Source organism: Methanobacterium sp. BAmetb5 (genome assembly GCF_003491305.1).
Lineage (GTDB): Archaea > Methanobacteriota > Methanobacteria > Methanobacteriales > Methanobacteriaceae > Methanobacterium.
Genome location: NZ_CP022706.1, coordinates 1,662,501 through 1,665,000 on the forward strand (window position 1 = coordinate 1,662,501; position 2,500 = coordinate 1,665,000).

At 44.3% G+C, this 2,500-nt stretch carries 4 protein-coding genes (1 of these 4 running past the window's edge); all 4 read left to right on the forward strand.

All coding sequences use genetic code 11. From position 1 onward, the window contains the following. Positions 1-81, forward strand: the 3' portion of a protein-coding gene (locus CIT02_RS08045; protein WP_292611369.1) for a translation initiation factor IF-2 subunit alpha. It extends 699 nt beyond the left edge of the window; only the last 81 of its 780 coding nucleotides appear in the window; its start codon lies off the left edge, out of view; it ends in the stop codon at positions 79-81. After that, complete coding sequence (locus CIT02_RS08050; protein ID WP_276698815.1) at positions 78-248, forward strand: RNA-protein complex protein Nop10; 171 nt, start codon at positions 78-80, stop codon at positions 246-248. The genes CIT02_RS08045 and CIT02_RS08050 overlap by 4 nt, the downstream gene beginning before the upstream one ends. A gap of 114 nt (positions 249-362) precedes the next feature. After that, complete coding sequence (locus CIT02_RS08055; protein ID WP_292611373.1) at positions 363-1,136, forward strand: proteasome assembly chaperone family protein; 774 nt, start codon at positions 363-365, stop codon at positions 1,134-1,136. A gap of 71 nt (positions 1,137-1,207) precedes the next feature. After that, complete coding sequence (locus tag CIT02_RS08060; protein ID WP_292611375.1) at positions 1,208-2,458, forward strand: TIGR00375 family protein; 1,251 nt, start codon at positions 1,208-1,210, stop codon at positions 2,456-2,458. The last annotated feature ends 42 nt before the right edge of the window (positions 2,459-2,500 follow it).

Genomic DNA, 2,500 nt, shown 5'->3' on the forward strand with positions numbered 1-2,500 from the left:
CTAAAGGATGCAGCAGATGAAGCTATTGCCACGGTTTTAGAGGCTGGTGGCGAAGGCGAATTCTACCGGGAATTAGAATGAAGCTGAAAATGAGGCGCTGTCGCGTCTGTAAGGAATACACCCTTGAAGACCATTGCCCTCATTGTGGGGGAGAATTAGAAGTAATATATCCTCCACGTTATTCTCCTGAGGATAAATACGGTAAATACAGGAGAATGCTCAAAAAACAGATGAGTGATTCGTCTTAAGAGGGATGTCCCTTAAACTGTAGTTAATCACTTAATATTTAGGAATGAGCAAAAATCTGTTCTCATCCGATGGACTCATTAAAAAACATTATTAGCTATCTAGGAGTGTTTTAAATGAAGGAAACCTTCATAAAACTGATTAAAGATGTGGATCTCAATAATCCCATATTCATTGAGGCCCTACCCGGTATTGGTCATGTAGGTAAACTGGTGGCAGAGCACATCATACATGAGTTAGGGGCCGAAAAATTCGCAGAACTTTACTCTCCCTCATTCCCACCACAGGTCTTTGTAGATGAAGATGGAATTGTGGAACCCATGAAAAATGAATTTTACTACCTCCAAGGCCAGGGGGAAGATGAAAGGGATTTCATTTTCCTGGGAGGGAACACTCAAGGACTCAGTCCAGAAGGACAATACGAGATTTGTGGTTCTATCCTGGATTTTGTGGGAGGATATGGTGTTAAAGAAATATACACTCTGGGTGGTTTGGGAACTGGTCAACCAGTGGAAAAACCAAAGGTTTTTGGAGCAGCCACCAACAAAGAACTGGCCGCAATGCTACAAGAGCATGAAGTAACCTTAAGGTCTGCTGATGGTGGAATAATAGGTGCATCTGGGCTAATTTTAGGATTAGGCGTTTCCAGGGGTATGCATGGTGTTTGTCTCATGGGTGAAACCCCGGGGTACTTCATTGATGCCGATGCTTCTAAGGCCGTACTCACCGTTCTGTTGGAACTAGTGAAAGTAGATGTAGATGTGGCCAAACTGGAAGAACGGGCAGAAGAAACCCGGAAAATGATCAGCAAAGCCCAACAGATGGAACGGGAAATGGCTGAAAGGATGAACATTGTCCCCGGTGAAGAGGACCTGCGATACATAGGTTAACATTCACCATACCTACCTATTTTTTTCTTTTCACATAATTTAATTTATTACACATTTTATAGGGTGAACTCATGATTATCAGGGCTGATTTACATATACACGGCCGATATTCAATGGCCACCTCTAAAAACATGACACCTGAGTTATTATCATCTCAGGGAAGCCTGAAGGGATTGCATCTTGTTGCCACGGGTGACGCTTTTCACCAGGGCTGGTTGAGCATGATAGAGGAAGCCACTGAAGAGGTAAACGACGGAATTTTCAGTGTCAGGGAAGATAGAAAGTTGCATAACGAGTTTCTACAGGAAGAACTTCCTGAAGGGTTTTCCAAAAATCCAGAAACCAAACTAATCCTAACCTCAGAAGTGGAGGATTCTAAAAGGGTCCACCATCTTATTATTCTACCTTCTCTGGATGCAGCTTATCAGATGCGGAAAAAACTTAAAGGCAACTTGGATTCGGATGGCAGACCCCGGGTGCGTATGAGCGGTGCTGAAATACAGGCATTGGCCCTGGAAAACGGCTGTATTATGGGCCCCTCCCATGCATTCACTCCCTGGACCAGCATATATAAAGAATACGACAGTATTCATGACTGTTATAATGAAACGCCTGATTTTGTTGAACTGGGACTCTCAGCAGATACAGAAATGGCTGATCGAATCGAAGAATTACAGGATCTACCTTTCCTCACCAACTCCGATGCCCATTCTCCCTGGCCCCACCGACTGGGCCGTGAGTTTAATGAAATAAACCTTAAAAATTTAAGCTTCTCTGCTCTGGCTCGGGCTCTTCATGATAAGACCATCACGGCAAACTATGGCTTCGACCCCCGACTGGGCAAGTATCACCACACTGCCTGCACCAAGTGCTACCAGTTGTACCATCCTGACGAAGCCATAAAAATGAACATGAAATGTCCCTGTGGGGGTACCATAAAAAAAGGCGTGGACTACCGGGTGGAAGAACTGGCCACCTGGGATGAACCCCATCACCCATCACACCGACCTCCTTATATCCATATCATGCCCCTGGCGGAGATTATAAGCCTCACCTACAGCAAAGGGGTTACCACTAAATTCGTGCAGAAGATATGGCAGGAACTGGTTCTGAAATTCGGAGATGAGATCTCCGTACTCATTGATGCGCCCATGGATGAACTGATAGAACTGGACCCGGAACTTTCTCGTAGAATAATGGCATTCCGAGATAAAACCCTGCAAATAAAGGTAGGAGGTGGTGGAAGATACGGGGAACTAGTTTTCAATGATGATAGTTCTGAACAAAATTCCCCAGATTCCACCTTGGATTCTTTTTTATAAGAAATAGCCCTATTTCTCAGAAGCAGCCTTATTCCTTTTCAT

What these genes read in the sequence shown, in the direction of transcription:
- CIT02_RS08050 (WP_276698815.1), top strand. Translation starts at nt 78, where the DNA reads ATGAAGCTGAAAATGAGGCGCTGTCGCGTCTGTAAGGAATACACCCTT.
- CIT02_RS08055 (WP_292611373.1), top strand. Translation starts at nt 363, where the DNA reads ATGAAGGAAACCTTCATAAAACTGATTAAAGATGTGGATCTCAATAAT.
- CIT02_RS08060 (WP_292611375.1), top strand. Translation starts at nt 1,208, where the DNA reads ATGATTATCAGGGCTGATTTACATATACACGGCCGATATTCAATGGCC.